The sequence below is a fragment of the uncultured Negativicoccus sp. genome (assembly GCF_902480485.1).
Taxonomy (GTDB): domain Bacteria; phylum Bacillota; class Negativicutes; order Veillonellales; family Negativicoccaceae; genus Negativicoccus; species Negativicoccus succinicivorans.
The window spans coordinates 1-6,356 of record NZ_CABSTC010000063.1 but is presented as its reverse complement, the minus strand read 5'-3'; the positions used below and the strand labels follow the sequence as shown (position 1 = coordinate 6,356).

Below are 6,356 nucleotides of genomic sequence, written 5' to 3'. Positions count from 1 at the left end.
GAACGCGCAAAATTAAAACGCCGGCGTAAAACAAAATAAGATAATACGAGGTGATATTGTGCAGATAGCCATGATAGGTGCAGGTGCATGGGGCATTGCGATGGCAAGATCGCTTGCCGAAGCGCATCCGGACGTATGCTTATATGCACGAAACGCTGAAACGGTTGCGGAAATGACGGAAACTCGTCAACACGCGGCATATTTACCGGGCGTGTTGCTCCCAAATCAAGTGAAAATTACCGCGGATTTGGAAGAGGCAGTGACAAATGCGGATGTAGTCGTGCTGGCGACCCCGTCGAAAGCGATAGGGACAATGGCGGAGGCAATTCGCCCATGGCTCACTGAAAACGCATTGGTCATTTCAGCAGCGAAAGGTTTGTCACCGAGCGGGGGACGTTTATCGGAAGATATAACCGCCGCATTGGCTGGGGTGACGAACGAAATCGCCGTGATTTCGGGACCGAATCACGCGGAAGAAGTCGGGCGTTTATTGCCGGCGGCCACCGTGGTCGCTGCTGCCCGCAAGGAAACCGCTATGCGAGCACAGGATGTCTACATGTTGCCGCATTTGCGAGCATATTACAGCACGGATATTATCGGGGTGGAGTACGGCGGTGCACTGAAAAATATTATTGCACTTGCTGCCGGCGCGGTCGATGGCGTCGGTTACGGGGACAATACACGTGCGACTTTGATTACTCGCGGCTTAGCGGAAATCGTGCGCTATGCAGTGCATTTCGGAGCGCGCAATGAAACCTTGTTTGGACTTTCCGGCATGGGCGATCTGATCGTAACCTGTACGAGTAAACACAGCCGCAATCATGAAGCAGGCAGAGCATTGGCGCAAGGCTTGACGGAAACGCAGATCACACAGGGAACAAAAAAAGTGGTGGAAGGCATCCGAAGCACTCATATCGTATATCCTGTGGCGCAGCGGGAAGGTATTGAAATGCCGATTACCGAGCAGGTATATCGAGTGCTTTCCGGAGAAAGTTCATTGCAAAACGCATTGCAAAACCTGATGACACGGGCAAAAAAAGAAGAGCATCAAGAGCCTGTTATTTTGTAATTTGAAAATACCAATGTTATAATACAATGTAACTATCGAGGGTATATGAGAATCATTGGTGGCACCAGACGCGGACATAAATTGGCGGCGCCGAAGGGGATGGCGACGCGCCCGACACAAGATCGGGTGCGCGAAGCGATCTTCAATACGCTGGCCAACATAGGTTTACTGGAAACACGCGTGCTTGATTTATATGCGGGCACCGGCGCCATGGCGCTGGAAGCGTTAAGTCGCGGAGCGGAATTTGCTTGCGCCGTAGATGAGAAAACTGCTGCGGTGATTCGTCAAAACGCGGAGGTTTGCGACTTTTCTTCACAGATCGAAGTACGTGAACAACGCGTCGAATCGGCATTGGCGAACTTGCCGCAGAATCAACCGTTTGACTATGTTTTTCTCGATCCGCCCTACCAACGCGGTTTGGTGGAACCTGTACTGTGGGAATTGCTCCGTGCGCGACTCGTGCAGCCTACCAGCGTAGTTGTTGTTGAACAGGCACGGGAAGAAAACTTGGAGATACCTAAAGGTTATCGGCTCTGGCGGCAGAAACATTACGGCGGTACTATGGTGACCTATTTGGTGGTAGAAAGGGAAGAAGGATAATTGCATGCGAGTGGGAATCTGCCCGGGCAGTTTTGATCCGGTCACAAAAGGCCATGTGGACATTTTTGAACGCAGTGCACAATTGGTCGACAAACTGATTGTTGCGGTCTTTGTGAATCCCGGCAAGAAACCGATGTTTTCGATGGAAGAACGGGTAGCTTTGCTGAAAGAAGCAACGACTCATATTCCGAACGTAGAAGTGGATGCGTTCTCCGGCTTACTCAACGATTACGTGCGTCAACGTGACTCGCGCTTAATCATTCGCGGGTTGCGGGCATTCAGCGACTTTGAATATGAATTCCAGCGGGCGTTATTATTGAAAGATCAGGATCCGGAAATTGAAACGGTTTTTATGATGACGCGCGGTGAATATTCGTTTATCAGCTCTTCGGGAATCAAAGAGTTGGCCATGTTTCGCGGTGACGTGGGGCGGTTGGTACCGCCATGTGTATTAACCGCACTGGAAGAAAAATTGGCGGTTGCCAAATAAAGGAGTGGTATTCATGGATACACGCAAATTGCTGGAAGAGCTTGATTATGTAGTAATGAATGGTAGAGAAGTTCCGTTAACAAACAAACGTCTTGTCGATCAGGACGAGGTGGCGCGCATCATTGACGCGATCAACAGCTCGTTGCCCAATGAATTGGAGAACGCCAAGCGTATCGTTGCCGATAAAGAACGTGTGATGATGGATGCACAAAAACAGGCGGAAACGATTATTGCGCAGGCCAAAGATTATATCGCTAAAATCACGGAAGAAAGCGAGCTTGTGAAAAATGCCCAAGAGCGCGCCAATGAAATTATCGCGAATGCGAACCAAACCGCGGACACTATGCAGCAAAACGCTCTTGAGTATGCGACCGATGTTTTGAAATACGTCGAAGAGAACATGGAAGGAACGCTTGATTCGTTGCGTAAAAATCGGGAAAGCCTTATGCAACAGCAACCGCAACAAGGGACAGAAGATACCTTACCGCGGGAATAACAGGGCGGAAAAAAAGAGCTTGCCGAAAGCTCTTTTTTTGTATATTTTTATTGGCGTAAACGTTCATTAAAATATATAATAAGTAATTAATAAACTGAGAAATGAACGGGAGGAAATTCCATGAACGATAAGTACAATCCTGCAGAGATTGAGAAAAAGTGGCAGGATACATGGCATGCAACGGATGCCTTTCATACGCATGCCGATGCGGAAAAAGAAAAATATTATGTGCTCGAAATGTTTCCTTATCCGTCGGGGAATTTGCACATGGGACATGTACGCAACTACGCGATCGGTGATGTGATTGCTCGTTTTATGACGATGCGCGGTTACAATGTGCTTCATCCGATGGGCTGGGATGCGTTTGGCATGCCGGCCGAAAATGCGGCGATCCAGCGCAACATTCATCCGGCAAAGTGGACATACAGCAACATTGAAAACATGAAAAAGCAGCAAAACAAATTAGGACTTTCCTATGACTGGGATCGGGAGGTCACGACTTGCAGCGAGGACTACTATCGGTTCACGCAGGAGCTGTTTTTACTCTTCATGAACCGCGGTCTTGTGTATAAAAAAGAAGCGAAAGTCAACTGGTGTGAACATTGTGGGACCGTACTGGCGAATGAACAGGTAGTGGACGGCTGCTGCTGGCGTTGTGATACGCCGGTAATAAAGAAAAATCTTTCGCAATGGTTCTTAAAAATTACTTCGTACGCAGATCGTCTGTTGAATGATCTGGAACTCCTTAATGGCTGGCCGGAACGCGTTAAAACGATGCAAAAAAATTGGATCGGGCGCAGCGAAGGTACCGAATTTAAATTCGGCGTGAAAGAGTTGCCGGAGGAAACCATCTCCGTATATACCACACGTGTCGATACCGTGTACGGTGTTTCCTACGTAGTGTTAGCACCGGAACATCCGTTAGTCGAGAAAATTATTGAAGGCAAAAAAGAAGCTGATGCGGTTCGCCAATTCGTCGAAGAAATGCGAAACGTCAACGAGCTCGACCGTACTTCGGAAGATGTCGAAAAAGTCGGCCTTTTTACCGGCGGTTATGCGATTCATCCCTTAACCGGTGAAGAGGTGCCGATTTGGGTGGCCAATTATGTATTAGTGGACTACGGTACCGGTGCTGTGATGGGTGTACCGGGGCATGATGAACGCGACTTTCTCTTTGCCCGCAAATATAATTTGCCGGTACATGTTGTCATAAGCGAAGATACATCGGATAGGATAGCTGAAAAACTTGATGATGCTTATACGGAAGACGGTATTTTGATCAACAGCGGCGAATTTAACGGTTTAGCCAGTGCAGAGGCTCGTCGCAAGATTACGAAAAAAATGCAGGAACAAGGAATCGGCGAAGCCCATGTCAACTACCGGTTGCGTGATTGGCTGATCTCCCGTCAACGGTATTGGGGCGTGCCGATTCCGGTCGTTTACTGCCCGCATTGCGGCATGGTGCCCGTACCCAAGGAAGATTTGCCGGTACGCTTGCCGACTGATGTGGATTTCAATAGTAAGGCGGCAGTATCTCCGCTGGAAACAAATGAAGAATTCTTATTTACGGCGTGTCCGAAGTGTGGTGAAAAGGCTCGTCGCGAAACCGATACGATGGATACGTTCATCGACTCTTCGTGGTATTTCCTGCGCTATACGGATCCGCAAAACGATCAGGAACCGTTCAGTAAAGATAAGGCTAATTACTGGATGAACGTCGATCAGTATATCGGCGGCATTGAACATGCGATTTTGCATCTTTTATACTCCCGCTTCTTTACGAAAGTATTGCATGATGCCGGTATGACGGAAGCGGTTGAACCGTTTGATAAATTACTGACGCAGGGCATGGTGTTGAAAGACGGCAGCAAGATGTCCAAGTCAAAAGGCAATGTGGTTTCGCCCGAAGAATTGGTCGCTCAGTACGGTGCCGATACGGCACGGCTCTTTACTCTTTTTGCCGCTCCGCCGGAACGTGACTTGGAATGGAGCGATCGCGGCGTAGAAGGAGCTTTCCGCTTTTTGAATCGTGTTTGGCGCATTGTGGGACGCTACTTGGAAATGCCGACACAGGAACGTAAATTGACCTCGGAAGATAAAGATTTGCGTCGTGAAACCCATCGGGTACTCCAAAAAGTGACAACCGATTTGGACGGTCGTTACAATTTCAATACTGCCATCAGCGCGATCATGGAACTGGTAAACGCCTTGCATGATTACGCCGAACGGGTCAATGATATACCTGACGGTTTGCGCCGTGAAGTACTGCGAGATTTGGTGATTTTGTTGGCACCGTTCACACCGCATATCGCGGAAGAGCTCTGGCAGGCACTGGGCGAGCAGGAAAAGAGCGTACATGAGGCCTCGTGGCCGGAAGTGGACCCGACGGCACTGGTGGTGGATGAAGTGGAACTTGCCGTGCAAGTGAATGGCAAGGTTCGCGCCACCATTCAGGTGGGAGTGGCCGCTACGAAAGAAGAAATCGAAACAAAAGCACTCGCTCATGAGAGGGTGCAAGAATTTATCGACGGCAAAGCGATTCGCAAAGTGATCGTTGTGCCGCAAAAAATTGTTAATATCGTGGTTTAAAAAATAGCGGCAGGAACTATACCTGCCGCTATTTTTGGTATGCATGCTATAATAAATACGATATCTGGACATTCATTATCGAAAGCATTATCCCATATGGGTAAAGGGGGAACCAAAATGAAATGCCCATTTTGCCAACATGCTGATACAAAAGTAACTGACTCGCGTGTGACGGACGATGGAAATGCCATTCGTCGGCGACGGGAATGCTTATCCTGTCATCGACGCTTTACCACGTATGAACTGGTCGAAGAAGCGCCGCTGATGGTGATTAAACGTGACGGGCATCGAGAAATGTTTGACGGTGACAAACTGTTACGCGGATTGATGCGTGCTTGTGAAAAACGGGAAGTCAGTGTGGAGCAAATAAAAGAATTGGTGGCTTCTGTGGAGCGGGAGCTGCGCAATCGCCTGGTGCAGGAAATTTCCTCGGAAGAACTGGGTGAAGTGGTTCTGGCGAAGTTGAGCGATCTGGATCCGGTAGCGTATATTCGTTTCGCATCCGTTTACCGTCGGTTCAGCGGTTTGAAGGATTTTATGGCGGAACTGGAAACGTTGATGGCCAAAGAGAAACAAAAGCCAAAAGGAGTTGAGTCGAAATGATCATCGATTTGCATTGTGATACATTGATGAAGCTGTTGGACGTACCTGCCGGCGGCGATTTGCATAAAAATGTTTGGAATATCGACTTGCAGAAGTTGCAAAAGTCAAATTATTTACTGCAGGACTTTGCGATTTTTGTGGATTTGGAAGAACATCCCGATGCGTATGTTCGTTATAGTGAAATGCGGGATACGTTTTTGGCGAACATCAAAAAATATGGTGATAAAGTACGCCAGGTTCGTACGCTTGCAGACCTGGAAGCCTGCCGTCGTGATCGCATCATCGGCGCATTGCTTTCCGTAGAGGAAGGCGGGGTTTTTGGCGGTGATTTGCAAAAACTGAAAAAGGCGTTTACTGAGGACGGCGTGCGACTGGTCACATTGACTTGGAACTATGAAAATGAATTGGCCTTTCCGAACGGGACAGAGGGCAAAGACAAAGGGCTTAAAGCCCGCGGCTGGGAATTTGTCGAGTGGATGCAGGCAAACGGCATGATCGTCGATACGAGC

The 6,356-nt window shown here is 48.6% G+C and carries 7 protein-coding genes; all 7 read left to right on the top strand.

What is annotated here, in order from left to right:
- The first annotated feature begins 58 nt into the window (after positions 1-58).
- Positions 59-1,069 (top strand): NAD(P)H-dependent glycerol-3-phosphate dehydrogenase, encoded by a 1,011-nt coding sequence (locus RDN69_RS05530; RefSeq protein ID WP_288218342.1) that lies wholly within the window; start codon positions 59-61, stop codon positions 1,067-1,069.
- A gap of 45 nt (positions 1,070-1,114) precedes the next feature.
- A complete protein-coding gene (gene rsmD, locus RDN69_RS05525; RefSeq protein ID WP_288218341.1) occupies positions 1,115-1,669 on the top strand; it encodes a 16S rRNA (guanine(966)-N(2))-methyltransferase RsmD in 555 nt (184 codons plus the stop codon).
- A 4-nt stretch (positions 1,670-1,673) separates the two neighbouring features.
- A complete protein-coding gene (coaD, locus tag RDN69_RS05520; protein WP_024048784.1) occupies positions 1,674-2,159 on the top strand; it encodes a pantetheine-phosphate adenylyltransferase in 486 nt (161 codons plus the stop codon).
- Positions 2,160-2,172: 13 nt separating this feature from the next.
- Positions 2,173-2,655, top strand: a complete 483-nt coding sequence (locus RDN69_RS05515) for a hypothetical protein (RefSeq protein ID WP_024048785.1) — start codon at positions 2,173-2,175, stop codon at positions 2,653-2,655.
- A 120-nt stretch (positions 2,656-2,775) separates the two neighbouring features.
- The gene (leuS, locus tag RDN69_RS05510; RefSeq protein ID WP_288218340.1) at positions 2,776-5,244 is read left to right on the top strand and encodes a leucine--tRNA ligase; all 2,469 of its coding nucleotides are present in this window, start codon (positions 2,776-2,778) and stop codon (positions 5,242-5,244) included.
- A 117-nt stretch (positions 5,245-5,361) separates the two neighbouring features.
- Complete coding sequence (gene nrdR / locus RDN69_RS05505; RefSeq protein ID WP_024048787.1) at positions 5,362-5,847, top strand: transcriptional regulator NrdR; 486 nt, start codon at positions 5,362-5,364, stop codon at positions 5,845-5,847.
- A partial coding sequence (locus tag RDN69_RS05500) for a dipeptidase (RefSeq protein WP_288218339.1) occupies positions 5,844-6,356 on the top strand: 513 nt, incomplete at its 3' end. The genes nrdR and RDN69_RS05500, both read left to right, overlap by 4 nt.

Coding starts and splice junctions, on each gene's coding strand:
- rsmD (WP_288218341.1), top strand. CDS start 1,115: ATGAGAATCATTGGTGGCACCAGACGCGGACATAAATTGGCGGCGCCG.
- coaD (WP_024048784.1), top strand. CDS start 1,674: ATGCGAGTGGGAATCTGCCCGGGCAGTTTTGATCCGGTCACAAAAGGC.
- RDN69_RS05515 (WP_024048785.1), top strand. CDS start 2,173: ATGGATACACGCAAATTGCTGGAAGAGCTTGATTATGTAGTAATGAAT.
- leuS (WP_288218340.1), top strand. CDS start 2,776: ATGAACGATAAGTACAATCCTGCAGAGATTGAGAAAAAGTGGCAGGAT.
- nrdR (WP_024048787.1), top strand. CDS start 5,362: ATGAAATGCCCATTTTGCCAACATGCTGATACAAAAGTAACTGACTCG.